Origin of the sequence: Leclercia sp. LTM14, from assembly GCF_023736175.1 — a bacterium.
Taxonomy (GTDB): Bacteria; Pseudomonadota; Gammaproteobacteria; order Enterobacterales; family Enterobacteriaceae; genus Enterobacter; species Enterobacter barmai.
In genome coordinates, this window is record NZ_JAIKTT010000001.1 from 469,080 (window position 1) to 488,464 (window position 19,385).

The 19,385-nt window shown below is 57.1% G+C and carries 17 protein-coding genes; 1 reads left to right on the top strand and 16 read right to left on the bottom strand.

Features of this window, described 5'->3' with window-relative positions; translation table 11 throughout:
• The 16 genes from wcaJ to K5I40_RS02370 all read right to left on the bottom strand — a co-directional run bounded on the left by wcaJ (position 1) and on the right by K5I40_RS02370 (position 17,010).
• Positions 1–1,395 carry an undecaprenyl-phosphate glucose phosphotransferase gene (wcaJ, locus tag K5I40_RS02295; RefSeq protein WP_039030258.1) on the bottom strand — a complete coding sequence of 465 codons (1,395 nt, stop codon included), beginning with the start codon at positions 1,393–1,395 and terminating at the stop codon, positions 1–3.
• 49 nt (positions 1,396–1,444) lie between these two features.
• Positions 1,445–2,815 carry a colanic acid biosynthesis phosphomannomutase CpsG gene (gene cpsG, locus K5I40_RS02300; protein WP_223073783.1) on the bottom strand — a complete coding sequence of 457 codons (1,371 nt, stop codon included), beginning with the start codon at positions 2,813–2,815 and terminating at the stop codon, positions 1,445–1,447.
• Between the two features lie 109 nt (positions 2,816–2,924).
• A complete protein-coding gene (gene cpsB / locus K5I40_RS02305) occupies positions 2,925–4,361 on the bottom strand; it encodes a mannose-1-phosphate guanyltransferase (RefSeq protein ID WP_223073782.1) in 1,437 nt (478 codons plus the stop codon).
• A gap of 3 nt (positions 4,362–4,364) precedes the next feature.
• Positions 4,365–5,588, bottom strand: a complete 1,224-nt coding sequence (wcaI, locus tag K5I40_RS02310) for a colanic acid biosynthesis fucosyltransferase WcaI (RefSeq protein WP_223073781.1) — start codon at positions 5,586–5,588, stop codon at positions 4,365–4,367.
• Positions 5,585–6,058 (bottom strand): GDP-mannose mannosyl hydrolase, encoded by a 474-nt coding sequence (locus K5I40_RS02315; RefSeq protein WP_223073780.1) that lies wholly within the window; start codon positions 6,056–6,058, stop codon positions 5,585–5,587. Before K5I40_RS02315 ends, wcaI begins: the two co-directional genes overlap by 4 nt.
• 2 nt (positions 6,059–6,060) lie before the next feature.
• A complete protein-coding gene (locus tag K5I40_RS02320) occupies positions 6,061–7,026 on the bottom strand; it encodes a GDP-L-fucose synthase (protein WP_138369961.1) in 966 nt (321 codons plus the stop codon).
• Between the two features lie 2 nt (positions 7,027–7,028).
• Entirely contained in the window at positions 7,029–8,150 is a 1,122-nt protein-coding gene (gene gmd / locus K5I40_RS02325; protein ID WP_139563218.1) for a GDP-mannose 4,6-dehydratase, read from the bottom strand.
• A gap of 27 nt (positions 8,151–8,177) precedes the next feature.
• A complete protein-coding gene (gene wcaF, locus K5I40_RS02330) occupies positions 8,178–8,726 on the bottom strand; it encodes a colanic acid biosynthesis acetyltransferase WcaF (protein WP_138369959.1) in 549 nt (182 codons plus the stop codon).
• A gap of 15 nt (positions 8,727–8,741) precedes the next feature.
• Positions 8,742–9,488, bottom strand: coding sequence for a colanic acid biosynthesis glycosyltransferase WcaE (wcaE, locus tag K5I40_RS02335; RefSeq protein WP_138369958.1), 747 nt, complete (start codon positions 9,486–9,488; stop codon positions 8,742–8,744).
• 11 nt (positions 9,489–9,499) lie between these two features.
• Positions 9,500–10,720 carry a colanic acid polymerase WcaD gene (gene wcaD / locus K5I40_RS02340; protein ID WP_138369957.1) on the bottom strand — a complete coding sequence of 407 codons (1,221 nt, stop codon included), beginning with the start codon at positions 10,718–10,720 and terminating at the stop codon, positions 9,500–9,502.
• On the bottom strand, positions 10,695–11,912 hold the full coding sequence (gene wcaC, locus K5I40_RS02345; protein WP_223073779.1) for a colanic acid biosynthesis glycosyltransferase WcaC: 1,218 nt from the start codon (positions 11,910–11,912) through the stop codon (positions 10,695–10,697). The genes wcaD and wcaC overlap by 26 nt, the downstream gene beginning before the upstream one ends.
• Positions 11,909–12,397, bottom strand: coding sequence for a colanic acid biosynthesis acetyltransferase WcaB (gene wcaB, locus K5I40_RS02350; RefSeq protein WP_103792230.1), 489 nt, complete (start codon positions 12,395–12,397; stop codon positions 11,909–11,911). The genes wcaC and wcaB overlap by 4 nt, the downstream gene beginning before the upstream one ends.
• Before the next feature lie 2 nt (positions 12,398–12,399).
• A complete protein-coding gene (gene wcaA, locus K5I40_RS02355; RefSeq protein WP_039030281.1) occupies positions 12,400–13,239 on the bottom strand; it encodes a colanic acid biosynthesis glycosyltransferase WcaA in 840 nt (279 codons plus the stop codon).
• A gap of 20 nt (positions 13,240–13,259) precedes the next feature.
• On the bottom strand, positions 13,260–15,422 hold the full coding sequence (wzc, locus tag K5I40_RS02360) for a tyrosine-protein kinase Wzc (RefSeq protein WP_039030269.1): 2,163 nt from the start codon (positions 15,420–15,422) through the stop codon (positions 13,260–13,262).
• A gap of 2 nt (positions 15,423–15,424) precedes the next feature.
• The gene (wzb, locus tag K5I40_RS02365) at positions 15,425–15,868 is read right to left on the bottom strand and encodes a low molecular weight protein-tyrosine-phosphatase Wzb (RefSeq protein WP_039030270.1); all 444 of its coding nucleotides are present in this window, start codon (positions 15,866–15,868) and stop codon (positions 15,425–15,427) included.
• 5 nt (positions 15,869–15,873) lie between these two features.
• Positions 15,874–17,010 carry a polysaccharide export protein gene (locus K5I40_RS02370; RefSeq protein ID WP_138369955.1) on the bottom strand — a complete coding sequence of 379 codons (1,137 nt, stop codon included), beginning with the start codon at positions 17,008–17,010 and terminating at the stop codon, positions 15,874–15,876.
• Between the two features lie 690 nt (positions 17,011–17,700).
• On the opposite strand from K5I40_RS02370, the gene K5I40_RS02375 reads away from it, so the two are divergent.
• The gene (locus K5I40_RS02375; protein ID WP_039030272.1) at positions 17,701–19,284 is read left to right on the top strand and encodes a TerC family protein; all 1,584 of its coding nucleotides are present in this window, start codon (positions 17,701–17,703) and stop codon (positions 19,282–19,284) included.
• The last annotated feature ends 101 nt before the right edge of the window (positions 19,285–19,385 follow it).

Genomic DNA, 19,385 nt, shown 5'->3' on the forward strand with positions numbered 1-19,385 from the left:
TTAGTACGCCGCTTTGTTCACAAAGCCCTTAAAGACGGTGAGAAAAACGATTTTGATATCAAACCAGAGGCTCCACTCGCGGATGTACTCCAGGTCAAACTCAATGCGTTTCTCCATCTTCTCCAGGGTGTCGGTCTCGCCGCGCCAGCCGTTGATCTGCGCCCAGCCGGTGATCCCCGGTTTCACTTTGTGGCGCAGCATGTAGCCTTCGATCAGCTGACGATACTGTTCGTTATGCGCCACCGCGTGCGGGCGTGGACCAACGATGGACATGCCCCCGGTAAACACGTTGATAAACTGCGGGAGTTCATCCAGCGAGGTGCGGCGCAGGAAGTTACCGACGCGGGTTACGCGCGGGTCGTTTTGCGTCGCCTGGGTCACCACCGCGTCGTTCTCCATCACCTTCATGGAGCGGAATTTCCACACCATGATCGGCTTACCGTCCATGCCGTAGCGGGTCTGGCGGAAGATCACCGGCCCCTTCGAGGTGAGCTTCACCGCCAGGGCAATGGCGCACAGCACCGGGGAGATCAGCAGCAGGATCAGAGAGGAGAGGACGATGTCCTCCACGCGCTTCAGCACCCGGTTGAGGCCGGAGAGCGGCGTGTCATACAGCGGCACCACCGGCACGCCGTTCACCTCTTCGATACGGGAGTGCAGAATGTTAAAGGTGAACACATCCGGAATGAGGATCACCGAGCAGGTGGTGTCCGCCAGCTTGCGCATCAGGGTTTTAATTCGGGCCTCGTCGCTCATCGGCATGGCGATGTAGACGTTGTGGATCTTGCCCGCTTTGGCATCGTCCACCAGCTGGGAGTAATTACCGGCCCAGTCAGCAGGCACGCCGCCGGGCTGCGCGTCGTGATAGACCCCGACCACATCAAACCCCAGCCACGGCTCTTTGCGAAAACCGTCCAGCAGTGCCAGCCCGGCCGGCATGCTTCCGGCCACCGCCACCCGACGGGTGTTGTAGCCACGGTTACGCAGCCAGCCCGCGCCAAAGCGGATAAGGGATCGGCAGACCAGCATGCCCACGCTGGTCAGCAGATACCAGGCAAAATAGGTGGCAAAGCGATTATCAAAGTCGTTATTAAAGGCCACCAGCCCGAAGCTGAAGACCAGGCTTAAGGTCCAGTTCTGCAGCAGCAGCTGCAGCTCGGTGGTGATTTTGACGCCGCGCCATGAGCGGTAAAAGTCGGTCATCCCGCCGATCATCTGGAAGACGACCAGGGCGATCAGCGCCATCAGCAGGTGCATGTAGAGGAACGGCAGCCCGCTGAGTTTACACACCATCCACAGCCCACCGAACATGATGGTGATATCAGAAAAACGCTGCACCATAGAGATTAACGATGCATTCGTTTTGGCTCGCTCGCGCTTTTTTAGATTTGTCATCGTTGTTCCTGTTTCTGGATCCCCTCCCCCATCGGGGGAGGGGCAAGGATTACTGATTCAGCAGCGCCATAATGTCCTGCGTTCGCGCCGCCATCAGCGCCGCATCGGCGCGGGATTCCACGTTCAGGCGCACCACCGGCTCGGTGTTTGACGAGCGCAGGTTGAAGCGCCACTGCGGGAAGGTCATGCTGATGCCGTCGGTACGGTCGATCTCCAGCGCGTGCAGGGCAAAGTGATGCTCCACGCGGGCAATCGCCTCGGCAGGGGCCGCAAGGGTGCTGTTGATCTCCCCGCTCGCCGGGAAGGCCGCCATGCGGTCACGCACCAGCTCACCCAGCGACTGGCCCTTCAGACACAGAAGCTCGGTCACCAGCAGCCACGGGATCATCCCGCTGTCGCAGTAGGCAAAATCGCGGAAGTAGTGGTGGGCGCTCATCTCGCCGCCGTAAATGGCGTCTTCCTGGCGCATGCGTTCTTTGATGAAGGCATGCCCGGTTTTGGACATCACCGGGGTGCCGCCCGCTGCGGCGACCACGTCCACCGTGTTCCAGGAGAGACGCGGGTCATGGATGATGCGCGAACCGGGGTTTTTCTCGAGGAATGCTTCCGCCAGCAGGCCGACAATGTAGTAGCCCTCGATAAACTGCCCTTTTTCGTCGAACAGGAAGCAGCGGTCAAAGTCGCCGTCAAAGGCGATACCCATGTCGGCGCCGTGTTCGATAACGGCGTTGCGGGTATCGGCCCGGCACTCCGGCAGCAGCGGGTTCGGTATACCGTTCGGGAAGTTGCCGTCCGGGGTGTTGTGAACCTTCACGAAGGTGACCGGCACGTTGAGCGCTTTGAAGCGGGCTTCGAGAGCATCCACCACCGGGCCTGCCGCGCCGTTTCCGGAGTTAATGACCAGCTTAAGCGGCTTGAGGTTTGCCAGGTTGATGTAACCCAGCAGGTGGTCAATGTAGGCCCCGCGCAGATCGATTTTTTGATAGCTGCCGCGTTTCGCCTCATTCACCGGCGGGAAGTCGTTGGCTTCCGCCAGACGCTGCACGTCGCGCAGGCCGGTATCGCCGCTGATCGGGCGAGCCCCCTCGCGCACCAGCTTCATGCCGTTGTAGTCCATCGGGTTATGGCTGGCGGTCACTTCGATCCCGCCGTCGACGCCCAGGTGGAAGGTGGCGAAGTAGATCTCTTCGGTGCCGGAAAGGCCGATATCCAGCACGTCGACGCCCGCGTCCTGCAGCCCTTTCGCCAGCGCCAGCTTCAGCGCTTCGCTGGTCAGGCGCACGTCGCCGCCCAGCACGATGGTTTTTGGTTTTAAGTATTCGCCGTACGCGCGGCCAATGCGCCACGCAATGTCTTCATTCAGCTCTTCACCGAGCTTGCCGCGAATGTCGTAGGCTTTAAAACAGGTTAATTTTTGCATCATTACCCCTTTTTCAGGCAACAGTTGGCCCGACCCGGACAGGGCCAATTTAATTTTGTTGTTTTGTAGGCCCGGTAAGCGCAGCGCCACCGGGCAAAATGCGTGAGCGCTAGACCCGCCCGTATCTGTCCTCAAAGCGGACGATATCATCCTCTTCCAGGTACGAGCCGGAGCGCACTTCAATCAGATCGAGGGGGATTTTCCCCGGATTTTCCAGGCAGTGGGTCGCCCCCAGCGGGATGTAAATCGACTCGTTTTCACCGAGCAGGGTCTCGACGTTGTCGATGGTGACTTTGGCGGTACCCGCCACCACCACCCAGTGCTCCGCGCGGTGGTGATGCATCTGCACCGACAGCCCCTCGCCCGGCTTAACGGTGATGCGTTTCACCTGGTAGCGGTCGCCCTCGTCGATGGAGTCATATTTGCCCCACGGACGGTAAACTTCGCGGTGAATGTGGTGCTCATGACGGCCATCGGCCTTGATCTGCTCCACCACTTTTTTGACGTCCTGCACCGCGTTGCGATCGGCAATCAGCACCGCGTCTTTGGTCTGCACCACCACCAGGTCCTTCACCCCGACGGTAGTGACCAGGCCAGACTCGGCGTACACATAGCTGTTTTCGGTTTTATGGCTGATCACGTCCCCGTGGTGGACGTTACCTTCCGGCGACTGGGCGCTGATCTCCCACAGAGAGGACCAGGAGCCGACGTCGCTCCAGCCCGCATTCATCGGCACCACCACCGCATCGGCGGTTTTTTCCATCACCGCGTAATCCACCGACTCCTCGGGGCAGGCGAGGAACGCAGCTTCGTCCACGCGGATAAAGTCCAGATCCGGGTCGACGGTAGCCATTGCGCGTTCGCAGGCTTCGAGGATGTCCGGGCGATATTTTTGCAGCTCTTCCAGATAGCGTCCGGCGCGGAACAGGAACATGCCGCTGTTCCAGTAGTACTCGCCGCTGGCGACGTAGGCCTGAGCGGTTTCCATATTGGGTTTTTCGACGAACTGCGCCACGTCAAAGGCCAGGCTGTCGCCCTCGCCCGGCGTGACGTTGCCGCGACGGATATAGCCATAGCCGGTTTCGGGCAGATCCGGCACGATGCCGAAGGTCACCAGCTTGCCGCTGTCGGCATACGGGATCGCGGCGCGCACCGCTTCGCGGAACGCCTCTTCCTGCTGGATGACGTGGTCTGCCGCCAGCACCAGCATCAGCGGATCGCAATCCGGGCTGCTGCGCTTCGCCGCCAGGGCCGCCAGGGCGATGGCCGGGGCGGTGTTGCGTCCGGCCGGTTCAAGAATGATGTTTTCGGTGAGCTTGTTCAGCTGACGCAGCTGCTCGGCGACGATAAAGCGGTGCTGTTCGTTACAGATCACTACCGGGCTTTCGCAGTCCACGCCGTTAAGACGGTTCACCGTGGTCTGCAGCATGGTGAGCTCCCCTTTCAGGCAAAGGAACTGTTTTGGATAGAGCACGCGGGAGAGTGGCCATAACCGGCTACCTGAGCCACCCGCCATCACAACCGGGTACAACGTATTCTTATTCATGATTTATCCCCGAATATCTGCAATAAACTGGTTCAGCACGTTCTCTTTCTCGAGCGTGCGTTCGGCATAGTCACGCGCTATCGCGTTCTCTTTGGGCATAGATAAGGCTTGTTCGATCCCGCTTACCAGCGCGGGCACCGATTCAGGCTCGACGCACACCGCGATCCCCGGCAGGCTGTCGCACAGCTGGCCCAGCTCGGTGTGGGCCTCGGCGGTGATCACCGCGTTGCCGCCCACCGCCAGAATGTTGGTCAGCTTGGAGGGCAGAACGGCATCCGCCGCGCCGCGCTTTTGCACCACCAGATGGCAATCGGCCATCTTCAGCAGCGCCGGTAAAGCGTCGTAAGACTGTAGCGGCAGGAAGCTGACGTTCTGCAGGCTGCGCTCCTGGGCCATTTTTTCCAGCCTTGCCTTGCCGCCGCCCTGGCCGACAATCACAAACTGCCAGGGTTGGTCGCTGACCTGTTCGGCGGCCTCAATCACACTTTCGAGTCCTTGCTTCAGGTTGATGTTGCCCGAATAAAGAATGAGTTTTTTTGCTTCTGGCAGACCCAACTGCTCGCGCAGGGCTGCGGCATCCGCCGGTGTTACATCGCGAAAACGCGCCACTTCTGACCAGTTGGGAAAGAAGATCACTTTCTCCGCCGCCACGCCCTTCTCCTGCGCCTTGTTCATCATTGAGCGCGAGATAGTGGAGACGTAGTCGACGTTGTGCAGGCCGCTGCGCTCGAAGGCGCTGGCCATTTTCGCCACCTTGCCGCCCTTGCCTTTCCCGGCCATTCCCAGGCCCAGCATGGCGTCCACTTCGTAATCCTGAATGTGTAGCAGGGTGCGCGCGCCCGAGAGTTTGCCCAGCAGGCGCATGCCCGGGGTGCAAAACAGGGTTGGCACCACGCCGATAATGCGATCCGGCTTCCAGCGACGTTGCGCCATCAGCGGGAAGAAACTGCTCAGGGCAAAGCTGCCCAGATGAATCAAACGTTTTAAGGTCGATGGCTGCTTCGGCACGTACAGCGGGCAGCGCCAGACGGTGGCGGCGCCCTCTTCACGACGGTAGCGCCAGCTGGAGTAGGACTCGCCCACCTGCCACTCCGGGTAGTAAGGCGGTGCGGTAATAACCCGCACCTCATGGCCCTGGCGGGCCATCCATTCGACCATCTCGCCGGTGTACTTACCGATACCGGTCAGTTCGGGGGAATAGTTAATTCCGTATACGAGGATCTTCATAGTCCCGGCACTCCGGCCTGCTGCAGAAAATAGGCCCGGCTGTTGTCATGCACGTTATCGCTTGCAAGCAGCTGTTCTGCCGTCTGCCAGCGGTAGTCGTCATGCTGTGCATCAGGCAGACGCAGGTCCGCCCGATCCACCTTCAGGCGAAAACCGAGCACCACGTAGTGGGTGGTGAAATCGGTGCCGGAAAAGTTGTCGTCATAGAAGTGCTGCCAGACACCGTAGAACTGCCCCGCCGTCATCGGCAGACGGAGCCCCAGCTCCGCCTCCGTCAGACGCGCAAAGGCAATTTCCAGCGTCTCGTCTTTCTGCACCCGCCCGCCCGGTACGAACCAGTAGCCCTGCGCCGGGCGGTTGGTACGCTGCCCGAGCAGGAACTCACCGCGCTCGTTCTCCACAATCAGATCGATGGAGATAAGCGGGGTGGAACGCACCACAGTGGCAAAATCTTCCTGACTCAAAAACATAGTTACCCCCGGAAGCGGTGCTGGTTTTCCAGGAACCACTGGTACGTGCTGGCCAGCCCCTGGGCCAGCGTCACCTCGTGGAACCAGCCCAGCTGGTGCAGACGGGTCACGTCCAGCAGCTTGCGCGGGGTGCCGTCCGGTTTGGTGGCATCGAACACCACGCGCCCCTTGTACCCCACCACCTGGCTGATGGTGAGCGCCAGCTCGCGGATGGTGCAGTCCACGCCGGTGCCGACGTTGATGTGCGACAGCATCGGCTCGGTGTTCTCCTGCCACACCTCCTGGGCCAGCTCCATCACGTGGATGCTGGCAGCCGCCATATCGTCCACGTGCAGGAACTCGCGCATCGGCGTGCCGCTGCCCCAGACCACCACTTCCGGCGCGTTACCGACCTTCGCCTCATGGAACCGGCGCAGCAGCGCCGGGATCACATGGGAGTTGCTCGGGTGGAAGTTATCGTTCGGGCCGTACAGGTTAGTCGGCATTACCGAGCGATAGTCGCGGCCATACTGGCGGTTATAGGATTCGCACAGCTTGATCCCGGCAATCTTGGCGATGGCGTACGGCTCGTTGGTGGCTTCAAGCGTGCCCTGCAGCAGCTCGCTCTCGGCAATCGGCTGCTTCGCCATCTTCGGATAGATACAGGATGAGCCGAGGAACAGCAGCTTGTTCACGTTGTGCAGGTGCGCCGCGTGAATGATGTTGCTCTCGATCATCATGTTCTCGTAGATGAAGTCCGCCGGGTAGGTATTGTTGGCAACAATACCCCCCACTTTTGCCGCCGCCAGATAGACCTGGTCGATGCGCTGTTCGGCAAAGAAGGCCTCTACCGCTTGCGCATCCAGCAGGTTAAGCTCGTCACGACCGCGCAGCACCAGTTCGACGTTGCCACGCTGTTCCAGCTGGCGGACGATCGCCGAACCCACCATCCCGCGATGTCCGGCAACAAAAATACGTTGTTTGGTCATTCTCAGGACTCCAGCGCGATGGCAACCTCGTAGCCGTGGGATTTGAGCAGGGAGTGTTTTTTCGCCGCTTCGAGATCTTTAGCCACCATTTCGGAGACCATCTCCTGCAGCGTGGTTTCTGGTTTCCAGCCCAGTTTTTCGTGCGCTTTGGTCGGGTCGCCCAGCAGGGTTTCAACCTCGGCAGGACGGAAGTAGCGCGGATCAACTTCCACAATCACGTCGCCCGGCTGTACGCCCGGTGCGTCGTGGCCGGTTACGGAAACCACAATGCCCTTCTCTTCCACGCCGGTGCCTTCGAAGCGCAGTTTGATGCCCAGCTGAGCCGCGGCCATCTCAACGAACTGACGCACGGAGTACTGCACGCCGGTGGCGATAACGAAGTCTTCCGGTTTTTCCTGCTGCAGCATCATCCACTGCATCTTGACGTAGTCTTTGGCATGGCCCCAGTCACGCAGGGAGTCCATGTTGCCGAGGTGCAGCTTCTTCTCGAGGCCCTGGGCGATATTGGCGATAGCGCGGGTGATTTTGCGGGTCACGAAGGTCTCGCCGCGGCGCGGGGATTCGTGGTTGAACAGAATGCCGTTACAGGCGTACATGCCGTAGGATTCACGGTAGTTAACGGTGATCCAGTAGGCGTACATTTTTGCCACCGCATACGGGGAGCGCGGGTAGAACGGGGTGGTCTCTTTCTGCGGGATCTCCTGCACCAGACCGTACAGCTCGGAGGTAGACGCCTGATAGAAACGGGTCTTCTTCTCGAGGCCGAGGAAACGAATCGCTTCCAGCAGACGCAGGGTACCGATGGCGTCTACGTCAGCGGTGTATTCCGGGGACTCGAAGGAGACCGCAACGTGGCTCATGGCGCCCAGGTTATAGACCTCGTCCGGCTGCACTTCCTGCAGAATACGGGTCAGGTTGGAGGTATCGGTCAGATCGCCGTAGTGCAGGTGGAATTTCGGGTTCGTTGCGTGTGGATCCTGGTAGATATGATCCACGCGCTCGGTATTGAAAGAGGAGGCACGACGTTTGATTCCGTGCACTTCGTAGCCTTTTTCCAGCAGGAGTTCCGCCAGATAAGAACCATCCTGTCCGGTTACGCCGGTGATGAGAGCGACTTTAGACATGTTTATTTTCTCCAGACTTATCAGAAGTTATTCAGTTTCAACGCGTTCGCGTATCACCACTGCGGGATTGCCACGGCAAAGCCTGTTTGCCGGTAGCGACTTAAAAACACTGCTGCGCGCGCCAATAACGGTACCGTTACCAATTGAGACGCCGGGGGCGACAAATACGTCGGTCGCCAGCCAGCATTTCTCGCCAATGGTTATTGGCTGCGCGTTAATATCAAAATGTTGACTCATATAATCGTGGCTGCCGGTGCACAGGTAGCATTTCTGTGATACCACCGCATTCGCACCAATCGAAATATCGCCGAGGGTGTATAACACCGCGTCATCGCCAACCCAGGCGTTATCCCCTAAGGTTAATTTCCACGGGTAAGTAATTTTTACCGAGGGGCGAATCACTACGTTTTTTCCGATTTTGGCGCCGAAGCAGCGTAATAAAAATGCGCGCCAGCGATACATAATTTGCGGTGACCAGGCAAATAACGTTGCCTGAACGGCCCACCATAACTGCACCTTAATGCCGCCTGCGCCGCGAAACCCTTTTGGCACAGAGAAGCCGCTTAATTCCTGCATACTCTTTCCTTATATTCAGACTTTGTTATATAAGGCTTTGGTTTTACCCGTCGTTTTCAGACGTAATAAATAAGATAATTCCGCGAGCGCGCCCGGCATGCGCAATATTTCGCGCTGAACTTTTTTGGCGTCCTGACATAATTCCAGATTATTCGAGGTTGACACCCCGCCCATCGAAAATTCAGATACCAGACCCGGCAGGCGTTTAAACGGATAACCGGCTTTATACAGTCGCGCAGTCAGGGCGTAATCCGATGAGACGCGATATTGCAGATCGTACGGGTAGGTTTTTAACCCACTCAGCGGAAAGAAAATCGCCTGATGGCTGGCCGGCAGGCTGTGATAAATATACCAGCCCGGTTTCGCCGCACGGCGCACTTTATTTCCGTCACCAAAATCGAGTAAGGCGTCGCCCATGTACATGGCATTGTCGTTCGCCCGGCTGAGCTGACGCACAAACTGCGCCACGTCGTCATGAAAAATATCGCCGGAGTTCAGGAAAATGGCGTAACGCCCCTGCGCCATATCGATGCCCTTATTCATGGCATCATAGATACCGCGATCCTTCTCGCTGATATAACGTAAGTTATACTCACCGTTGAGTTTTTCGAGAAACTCCGCGGTGCCGTCGTTCGAACCGCCATCCACCACAATCCATTCAAAGCTGAGGCTGGGATCGCCTGCCAGATTGCGCAGCGACCGCCAGGTTTTTACCACACCCTCGTAGTTACGAAAGGCAACAGTAATAACGCTGAGTAACATAAACCACCTCGTTATGAATGCGTAATATTCAGCGCCTTGCGCAAAATAAACGGGCAAACAATTAAGAATGCGTACTCCGGGCTAAATATTGACCCGGTAAAAAACAGCGACACCGGCGTAAAAAGATAAAGCTGTACGCGAAAATTCTGATTATCACCAAAGGCGCTGATCGTCATTTTGAAAACTTTAAACAGATACCACGCCGTTAATAATACTGCGAACCATGAGAAATAAATAATCAGCAGATACAAGCCATTGTCTATTGTTTTTCCGACGTCCGCACCGTTAAAGATTCCGAATGATGCGACATATTCATAAAGTGAGCCGAATCTGACAACGCCGTCAATATGGGTTAAAGAGTACCCAACCATCACCAGCGGACCGATAATACGATAATAAGATGACGACCCTTCGGTACCTAAATCACCCAGACGTTCGGAAATATACGGGAAGGCAAAGACCACCCCGACTAAAAACACCGACAATGAAATGATCGCTAACGGTAACTTTTTCTTGATCGCCTCTTTATTCAGGTACTGAAACGCCCACTCAAGGAGGTAAAACAGAATAAAGGTCATTACCCCGGAGAACGAACCTGACAGAACAATTCCTGCAAGAATCATAGCATCGCTCTTGGGCGTTTTGATACCAAACTGTTTGATGCTGAGCCAAATTGAGATTAACGCCAGAGCGAAAAATGCCGGTTCGAAATAGAGTGCCGTGGTGCGCTTTCCGCCAAATTTAATGAAATTCAGTACATAGCTATTACTGTAAATAAGATATTTCGAAATTATTTCCATCAGGCTACTGCCGCCGGTGAGAATAATTTGCGCCATCTCCAGGGCAGCAATAGAAACGATGATGCCAATGACCAGATAAAAGAACCTGAGGATCTTCCGATAATTGTGCGGCGATATCGTTTTAAAGCGAATACTCCACACCATGCCGATGATGATCACGATATAGACAAACAGCATGGTGGAGGTGACATATTTGCTGGCATCCAGCGACTGACCAAAGATGTAGTTGAAGGCTGTCAGCCCCACGCCCAATCCCAGGGCTATCATCAGCTTCTTCACGCTGATTTTGTCGACAAACAGCAACAGCAGCAGCGGTAAGAAGGTGACGATGGTGATGGGGAAACTTTCCCCCAGCTGGGCAATTTTGACGTTGACCAACAGGTAGACCAGCGGCAGCAGCAGATAGCTACAGATTCTGATAGAACGAGACATACTCCTCCAGCATCTGTTGTCCACTGTAGGCCTGGCGGCTGCGGGCGCGGAACGCCTCAAGGGTGGTGCCAAACACCGCCTGGGCGATCTCCGCCTTCGCCAGCTGCACCAGCGGCAGCACTTCGTTTTCGCTGAAGGTTTTGCCCCCGGATTTCTCCAGCACTTCCCGCGCGGCGTCGCTGTGGGTGGCGATCACCGGCACCCCAATCGAGAGCGCTTCGCACAGGATCAGCGGGTAGTTATCGACCCGGGAGCTGAACACCAGCGCATCCATGCCGTTCAGGGCGCTCATCAGCTTGCGCTTGTCGGTTTCGAAGCCGTGATTCACCACGTTCGGCCCCTCAAACGGCGAGAATTTGCCGAAGGTGTGCAGTTCGATTTTGTCGCCGAGCGCCATCATGTCACGCACCAGCTGCTGGTTGGTTTTGCCGTCGTAGCGCAGATCGTGGGCGACCACGGCGATTTTCGGCTTGCCGGCGGTCACCGCGACCGGGGTCAGCTCGGCCAGAATGGCCTCCGTCGCCACGTCGATGCCGTTGTTGATGATCCGGCAGCGCCCTGCTCCGTACAGGCTGTTAAAGGCATCGGCCACGTGCTGGCTGGGAGAGATAAACTGGCAGCCCAGCGCCAGCATGTCGCGGAACAGCTGGCGTTTGCCGTCCACCAGCTGGTGGGCGCGATCCACCTTCACCGGCGGGTAGTTGCTGAGGGTCGGGCATTTCTGGCAGTTGTCTTTCCACCCTTCGCAGCCGTCGGTAAAGGCGCAGCGGCCGGTCACGCTCCAGTGATCGTGCAGGGTCCAGACGAACGTGGTGTCCGGCTTATGGGCCTGAACGTTCTCGCAGAACGCCACCACCTCTGCAAGCCGAAGCCAGTAGCTGTGCAGCACGTGGAAATGCAGCACCACCGGGCCCGGCGTGCGGGTGACGGTGCGGTACAGGCTGTTGAGATTGCCAAACAGGTCGCGGTTAAACAGGCGGAACAGCGCGATGTTGGCCACCGAGGTCAGCCGCGGAGTGTGTTTCACCACATGGGGATAGCGATCGTGGCTGACGCTTTTCTTGCCGCCCTTGCCGTAACCGTAGACAAAGCGCGACTGAAGTCCTTTTTGCAGCGCGCGCTGGTGCAGATCCAGCGCCACCCCTGCCGCCCCGCCCTCGGCGAGACGCACGTTAAATTGCAGAATGTTCATTTGATCACCTTCACGCGGGCCTTCTCGCCCACCACCAGCGCGTTGTCCGGGATGCTGTCGAGCACCACGCTCCCCGCCCCAATAGTGACGTTATTGCCGACGGTGATATCACCGATCATCACCACGTTGGCGCCCAGCTCAACGTTATTGCCGATCACCGGACAGGCCAGGCTGTCCGGGCCGCGGTTGCCAAGGGTCACCCCGTGGCGAATGGTGAAATCATCCCCGGCGACCACGAATTTATTGATCACCACGGCATAACCGTGATGAATGGTGAAGCGACGACCGATGGTGGCCGCGGCCTGGATCTCGTAGCCGAAGAAGCACTCGGTGATGATGCGATAAAGCACCAGCACCGGCGCCGCCCACAGATTGTTAAGGACGTTCTTTTTGCGCCACACCGAGCAAAAATGGGCCACCCGGTAGGCCAGCACCATGCAGCAGGGGCGCAGGCTCCAGCTGTTTGCGCGACAATCTTCCAGCACCATTATTTCCCCCGCAGTCCATCAGCCAGACGCTTACCGTTACGCACTGAAATCAGGGTCAGCAGCGTGCGCCAGTTCATGCGCTTGTTGCGGATCTGATAGAGCGTAAACAGCTGATATTTGCGGCTGGCGCGGTCGAACTTGTCCCGGTGCTTGCGATAGAAGTGGAAGTAGCCGGAGAACTTTTTCGGCGACGAGGTGATCTGCATTTCGCCATGATTGATGTGCAGAATTTGCGTGGCTTCTTCCACCTTCCACGGCTCGCCGTACTCCACTACCATCCGCAGGAAGATGTCGTAATCCTGGGCGGCGGCAAGGGTCGTATCGAACAGGCACTCCTTGAAGCGCCATGCCCAGGTAAAGACCTGATTGCCGATGATATTGCGCTTGTAGAACAGGTGGCGCGAGTACGGCGATTTTGGATACAACGGCAGGCTGGCGGGCTGGGAGTAGACCTCCCCCTCGCAGACGTAGTCGTTGGCGTATAAAAACGCGTGGGTCACCAGGTGATGCTGATGGGACAGGAAGGTCGACAGCCGGTTCGGCGTCCACTCATCGTCATCGTCGATGCCGGTCAGGTACTGGCCTTTGGCCTGCAAAATGGCCTGGTTGCGGACCGCACAGGCACCGGAGTTGATGGCGTTGTGGGTGTAGATCACCCGCGGATCGTTCAGGTCAGCGACAAACTTTTGCAGCTGCTCGTACGAGGAGGAGCAGTCATCAACGATGATCAATTCCCAGTGGTCATAATCCTGGCGCAATACCGATTTTATCGCACGGATCGCCAGCTGCTGACGGTTCCATGTCGGCATATAAATGGAAATCAAAGGACGTGGTGTCATGGTATTCCCCGAATGGCTCATTACTTGCTGTCCGATTTATATTCGTACTCGTAATACCCGTAATCCTGATACCCGCTGGCGCGGCGGAAGATGGAGTTGAGGATCACCCCTTTCACCGCGATGCCGTTCTGCTCGAAGCGGCTGAGGCTGGTTTCCACCTCTTTCAGGGTGTTCACCGCATAGCGCGCCACCATCAGGGTGGTGCCCGCATGGCGGCCGACAACCGCTGCATCCGTTACCGCGAGGATTGGCGGGGTGTCGATCAGCACCAGGTCATAGTTTTTGCTCGCCCACTCCACCAGCTGGGTAAAGCGCTCGCTCATCAGCAGCTCCGACGGGTTCGGCGGCACCTGCCCGCGCGTGACCAGGTCAAAATTAGGGATCGAGGTCGGCTTCGCGCACTGGCTGATATCGCCCTTGCCCAGCAGAATGTCCGACAGACCGTTCTCGTTGTTGGTGCCGAGCAGCTCGTGGGTGTAGCCCTTACGCATATCGCAGTCGATCAGCAGCACGCGCTTGTTGGTCTGGCTGACCACCGCCGCGAGGTTGGCACAGACGAAGGTTTTCCCGATGGACGGGCTGACACCGGTGAGCATCAGTACGTTGTTGCTGGCCTGCATCATGGCGAAGTGCAGGCTGGTGCGCAGGCTGCGGATGGCTTCGATAGCCAGATCCGTCGGGTTGCCCACTGCCAGCAGCTGGCTCTGTTTGTAGCGTTTGACGCCGTTGGTGGTTTTGACGCTGTCACGCGACTTCTGCCACTCCGACAGCGGGATGCTGGCGTAGACGTTGATGCCGTGCTCCTCCAGCACCTGCGGGCTTTCGATCCCACGGTTAAACAGGGAGCGCAGCAGCACGCCAACGATGGAGAGCATCAGGCCGAGAATAATGCTGCCGAGAATAATCAGCGCTTTCTTCGGCTTCAGCACGCCAGGCTGGGTGATGGCCGGGTCGACAATGCGCACGTCGCCCACGGTGCTCGCCTCGGTGATCTTCAGCTCCTGCTGTTTATTCAGCAGCTGCATATAGACCTGCTGGCCCGATTCAACGTCGCGGGTCAGACGCAGGATCTCCTGCTGGGTTTTTGGCATCGCGGTGACGCGATTATTCAGCTTCGCCTTTTCCTCTTCCAGGGTCTGGCGTTTTTCCAGCAGCGTGCGGTAGGCCGGGTGACGTTTGGTATAGAGCTTGGAGATTTCCGCCTCTTTAAAGGTCAGCTCGTTCAGCTGGGCGTCGATGTTGACCATCGAATCCAGCACCGACTTCGCCTCCAGCGGCAGGTCGACGGAGTCTTTATCCTGACGGAACGCGTTGAGCTTGTTCTCGGCCTGATCCAGATGGCCGCGCACTTCCGGGAGCTGTTTCGCAAGGAACTCGAGGCTTTTTGACGCCTCTTCCGACTTGCGCTTCACGTTCTGCGCCTGGTAGTTGCGGGTAATGCTGTTGAGGATGTCGCGGATCTTATCCTTGTCTTCCCCGGTAAAGTTCAGTCTCAGCACCCCGGTGTCTTTTCCGGTTTCCGTCACCGTCAGGTTGCCCTGCAGGTTATTGATCATCCCCAGCATTGAGAATTTGCTGACGGTAAATTCGCTGCCGGTCTGGGCATGAATGGCGCTGACCATCATGCTCACGCCGTCTTTTGTCAGCATCTCCCCCACCTTGCCCTCGGCGCTAAACCCGGCGTCGCTGGTGAGCTGATAGCGATCTTTTCCCAGCACCTCAAGGGTAAAGACCTGGCTGGCCCCCCCGGCAGGAAGCGTGAAGGTGGTCACTTTGACGGTGTCGTTCTGACGGCCCATCAACCGATCCCAGCCCGCGCCAAACACCGGGAAGCTGTTTTTGCTGACGCCGATATCGAGATCCAGATCGTCCACGGTTTTGCCCAATACCAGGCGGGACTGGATCAGCTCAATTTCCGCCTGCGAGGCGGGCGGCTTGTTCGCCAGCGCCGAACCAATGTCCTGCACCAGGGAACTGCCGCTGTTCTGCTCAATTTGCACCAGCGCATCGGCGCTGTAGATCGGCGTGGCGAAGAGGGTATAGATCACCGCCGCAACGGCGAACACGGCGGTAATGCCAATCACCCACCAGCGCGCCTCGACCACGGTGCCGATCAGGCGACCAATATCAATTTCATCACCGCCCGCACTCGGCGCGGCAGAAGGTTTTACGTTTGCTGTCATTATTATCCCTGCTGAACGTTCAGTGCCTGTGCCCACTGGCGGGCAGACTGGTCGAGTAAGGTGTAAACCGCCTCAAACGCTTCGTGGCTTTTGCGATAGGGGTCGGGGATCTCACGTTCGTTATCCCAGTGACCAAACAGCATCACCTTGCCGCGCATTTCCGGTGCGATATCGCACAGGGCGTGGATATGGCGTTTTTCCATCGCCAGGATCAGGTCATAATCGCGGCACAGGCTGGCCGACACCTGACGGGCGCAGTGCCCGTCGAGTGAAAGCTGATGCTCTGCGGCAACCTGACGCGCCCGCTCGTCGGCACCTTTGCCCACCAGCGCGCCCAGCCCGGCTGACGCCACGGTGAGCTGCGGTTGATACTGTTTCAAAAGCCGTTCAGCGGTAGGGGAACGGCAGATATTCCCCACACACACCACCAGAATCTTGTTAAACATCGCTATCACCAGTTGTGGTACTGATGCACCGTATCGGACATCGTGTGGATATTGTTGATGGTCGGCATCAGCTGGTTCATCACACGGTTCCAGCGCGTTATCGGCGCGGTAGTGACGTAGACCACGTCATACGGCTGGAGGCGGAAGCTGGTCGCCATCACCAGCGAGGTGGCATCAGACATATCCAGCTGGTAGACGTTGGCAATCTTGCCCTTCGCACCGTTTCCAGTAATCGGACGGATGACGAAGATGCCGCTGGCGTCGGAGGTGCTCATATCCAGTCCTTCCGCGTTGCCCAGCGCTTCGGTCAGGGTCATGCCGCTGAAGTCCATCTTGAGGGTGCTCTGTTTCTTCACTTCACCCATCACGAACACTTTCAGGTCGTCATTGCGCGGCACGAACAGAATGTCACTCGGATAGAGCAGACGGTTCTGACTCAGATCGCCGTTCTGCATCAGGGCCTGCAGGGAGATACGCTCCTCTTTGCCTTTATGCGTCAGCACCGCGTTGCGCCAGTCGGCGCCATCGGTGAGGCCGCCCGCGGCGTTGATGGCATCAAGCACCGTCAACGGTACGTTGGTGATTGGCTGCTGGCCGGATTTATTCACCTGGCCGGAGACGTAGGCTTTTTGCGAGCGGAATGCGGCGATATTAACGTCCACCTGCGGGTCAGCGATGTACTGCGCTAAACGGCCGGTAATATCACTGCGGATCTGGCTAAGGGTTTTGCCTGCAACACGGATCTTGCCGACATAGGGATAGAACATGGTGCCGTCCGACTGGACCCAGTTACCGGCATCGCTGGAGCTACGGTACTGCCCGGCGGGAGTGGTCAGTTCGGGGTGATCCCAGACGGTGACGTTAATCACATCGCCAGGCCCGACGCGGTACTGGTAGTTGGCGATCTCTTCATCAAGGCTGACGTTAGGTCGCGCGACAACCGGGCGGGGGCGTAATTGTTCAACCAGCTGCGGGGTCATGGGATAAACATTCACCATGCGGTTAATATCAAAGTCAGCGTCCTGCTGTTTAATCACATCCTTGCCCGAGGTTGACATATTGCTGCCGGGAAAGATCGTACAACCACTCATCAAGGTCACAGACACCAATAATGGCATCAATTTCATTTTGGATTTCATCATTGATTATTTATCACTATGGCAGAGTAATTATCCTGTGCATTTAAATAAGTGCGAAGGCGTATTACTTTTAGCATGCAGTCAATAAAAGAGAAATATAACTGGCATCAGTCCTAAAAGAAGCTTATTCGCTCTCAGGCTATTGACAGAATAATCGAGGCTGATTAACACGCTTTCAGGCACGCTACCGCCCTTGGCTTTCAGTTACCAATTCACTGCTTAAACAGCAAGTTAGGGATAAACACCCTCTTTGACAGGGTTTAATGGAAAAATATAAAGGACAGGATAATTCCGAACCCAATATAGATTTATCACGTCATTAAACCGATACAGAAATAGCATCAAAAATGACCGCTTTTTGATGCTGAAAGAATTGTTGCAGCTATCTGAAAAGCAGGCAAGGAAACATCACCAAAGGCGTGGCTTTTAAGATTAATATTAACGGTCGCATTTCTGTGTTTTTAGGAATAGCTTGATATTGACATTATTAAATACACTTATCGACCTGCGATATTTCTTATTTTACTTTATTCGGATTTATTCCACTATTAGCCCACAGAGTGAGGGGTTTATTTCATACGCGTTAAGGAAAATCTGTGCAGATAAATGCCCGGCTGGCATTGCATTTTTCTGGCGCAGTATCCATGATCGAAATGTGACAATTGTCATATAACGAAAGGTATTACTCTCACTATGGAATGGATAGCAGATCCATCAATATGGGCCGGCCTGGTCACCCTGGTGGTGCTGGAGCTTGTGCTCGGTATCGATAACCTGGTCTTTATCGCTATTCTCGCCGAAAAACTGCCCCCTGCTCAGCGCGACCGCGCCCGCATTACCGGTCTGTTAATGGCGATGATCATGCGCCTGCTGCTGTTGGCCTCTATCTCCTGGCTGGTGACCCTCACCCGCCCGCTGTTTACCGTCCACGGTTTTGGCTTCAGCGCTCGCGATCTGATTATGCTGTTTGGTGGTTTTTTCCTGATCTTCAAAGCCACTGTCGAACTCAACGAAAGGCTGGAAGGTAAGGACAGCGAAAACCCCACCCAACGCCGCGGCGCGAAATTCTGGGCGGTGGTGGCGCAAATTGTGGTGCTGGACGCCGTATTCTCACTGGATTCGGTGATCACCGCCGTGGGCATGGTCGATCACCTGCCCGTCATGATGGCCGCCGTGATCATCGCCATCGCGCTGATGGTGATGGCCAGCAAGGCGCTGACGCGCTTCGTCAATGATCACCCGACGATTGTCATTTTATGCCTGAGCTTCCTGCTGATGATCGGCTTCAGCCTGGTGGCAGACGGTTTTGGCTTCCATATTCCGAAAGGGTATCTCTACGCCGCGATTGGCTTCTCGGTGATTATCGAGGCGCTGAACCAGCTGGCGATCTTTAACCGCCGCCGTTTTCTCTCCGCCAATCAGACCCTGCGCCAGCGCACCGCTGACACGGTCATTCGCCTGCTGAGCGGGAAAAAGGAGGATGCCGAACTGGACGCGCAGTCTGCCTCGCTGCTGGCCGACCATGACGACAGCCCGATCTTTGCCCCGCAGGAGCGGCGGATGATTGAGCGGGTGCTGCACCTCAACCAGCGCTCCGTCAGCAGCATTATGACCTCGCGCCACGATATTGAGCATATCGACCTCAACGCGCCGGAAGAACATATCCGTGCCCTGCTGGATAAAAACCAGCACACCCGCATCGTGGTCACCGGCAGCGATCGGGAAGAGGAGCTGCTGGGTGTGGTGCATGTGATCGACCTGCTTAATCAGCAGCTGCGCGGCGAGCCGTTAAACCTGCGGGTGCTGATCCGCCAGCCGCTGGTGTTCCCGGAGGTGCTGCCGCTGCTGCAGGCCCTGGAGCAGTTCCGCAACGCGCGTACCCATTTTGCGTTTGTGGTGGATGAGTTTGGTTCCGTGGAGGGGATCGTGACGCTCAGCGACGTGATGGAGACCATTGCGGGCAATCTGCCGAACGAAGTGGAAGAGATCGACGCCCGGCATGATATCCAGAAGAATGCCGACGGCAGCTGGACCGCCAACGGCCATATGCCGCTGGAGGATCTGGTGCAGTATGTGCCCCTGCCGCTGGACGACAAGCGCGAATATCACACCATCGCGGGCCTGCTGATGGAGTACCTGCAGCGGATACCGCAGCCGGGCGAAGAGGTACAGGTGGGAGATTACGCCCTGAAAACGCTGGAGGTGGAGAACCACCGGGTGCAGAAAGTGCAGCTGATTCCGCTGATCACGCAGGAGGATGTGGATTACGAGGTTTGATGCTGTTCCCCTCACCCCTCACCCTAACCCTCTCCCCATAGGGGAGAGGGAACAGTCAGGTGCGGTCTTTAAGCATGAGCTCGTTCGGGTTTTCCCCCTCT

Coding starts and splice junctions, on each gene's coding strand:
- wcaJ (WP_039030258.1), bottom strand. CDS start 1,395: ATGACAAATCTAAAAAAGCGCGAGCGAGCCAAAACGAATGCATCGTTA.
- K5I40_RS02375 (WP_039030272.1), top strand. CDS start 17,701: ATGGAATGGATAGCAGATCCATCAATATGGGCCGGCCTGGTCACCCTG.
- wcaE (WP_138369958.1), bottom strand. CDS start 9,488: ATGTTACTCAGCGTTATTACTGTTGCCTTTCGTAACTACGAGGGTGTG.
- cpsB (WP_223073782.1), bottom strand. CDS start 4,361: ATGAATAAGAATACGTTGTACCCGGTTGTGATGGCGGGTGGCTCAGGT.
- K5I40_RS02320 (WP_138369961.1), bottom strand. CDS start 7,026: ATGACCAAACAACGTATTTTTGTTGCCGGACATCGCGGGATGGTGGGT.
- wcaF (WP_138369959.1), bottom strand. CDS start 8,726: ATGCAGGAATTAAGCGGCTTCTCTGTGCCAAAAGGGTTTCGCGGCGCA.
- wzb (WP_039030270.1), bottom strand. CDS start 15,868: ATGTTTAACAAGATTCTGGTGGTGTGTGTGGGGAATATCTGCCGTTCC.
- wcaC (WP_223073779.1), bottom strand. CDS start 11,912: ATGAACATTCTGCAATTTAACGTGCGTCTCGCCGAGGGCGGGGCGGCA.
- wcaD (WP_138369957.1), bottom strand. CDS start 10,720: ATGTCTCGTTCTATCAGAATCTGTAGCTATCTGCTGCTGCCGCTGGTC.
- wzc (WP_039030269.1), bottom strand. CDS start 15,422: ATGACAGCAAACGTAAAACCTTCTGCCGCGCCGAGTGCGGGCGGTGAT.
- cpsG (WP_223073783.1), bottom strand. CDS start 2,815: ATGCAAAAATTAACCTGTTTTAAAGCCTACGACATTCGCGGCAAGCTC.
- K5I40_RS02370 (WP_138369955.1), bottom strand. CDS start 17,010: ATGATGAAATCCAAAATGAAATTGATGCCATTATTGGTGTCTGTGACC.
- K5I40_RS02315 (WP_223073780.1), bottom strand. CDS start 6,058: ATGTTTTTGAGTCAGGAAGATTTTGCCACTGTGGTGCGTTCCACCCCG.
- wcaI (WP_223073781.1), bottom strand. CDS start 5,588: ATGAAGATCCTCGTATACGGAATTAACTATTCCCCCGAACTGACCGGT.
- wcaA (WP_039030281.1), bottom strand. CDS start 13,239: ATGACACCACGTCCTTTGATTTCCATTTATATGCCGACATGGAACCGT.
- gmd (WP_139563218.1), bottom strand. CDS start 8,150: ATGTCTAAAGTCGCTCTCATCACCGGCGTAACCGGACAGGATGGTTCT.